General features: G+C 58.6%; 1 protein-coding gene. It reads right to left on the reverse strand.

Annotation, left to right across the window (positions count from 1 at the left end):
- On the reverse strand, positions 1-413 hold a 413-nt coding region (locus tag HK28_RS13415), incomplete at both ends, for an IS6 family transposase (protein WP_143217435.1).

Genomic DNA, 413 nt, shown 5'->3' on the forward strand with positions numbered 1-413 from the left:
TTCGCGCTTTCGCAACGGCAGATGTGAGTTCTCAGCCCTGTTGTTCAGACCTTTATGGGATCGGTGTTCCACGCACGGCATGACCTGACGCTTTGCTGCTCCGTATGATCTCAGTTTGTCGGCAGTCATGCGTTTTGGCCTGGCGCCCTGCTTCCTGAGAAGCCGCGTCAAGAACCGTCTCGCCGCTTTCGTGTTGCGTCGCATCTGCAGGATTTCATCAAGAACGTAGCCGTCCTGGTCAACGGCGCGCCACAGCCAGTGAACCTGGTCACGGATGACGATCCTGACCTCGTCGAGATGCCACACGTCGCCAGGAGTGGCGCGCTTGCTGCGTAGCCTTCGTGCAAACGCCGCTCCAAACTTCAGGCTCCAGCGGCGGACTGTCTCATACGACACGATAATCCCGCGTTCGA

Origin of the sequence: Acetobacter sp. DsW_063 (assembly GCF_002153745.1) — a bacterium.
In the GTDB taxonomy this organism is placed as follows: Bacteria; Pseudomonadota; Alphaproteobacteria; order Acetobacterales; family Acetobacteraceae; genus Acetobacter.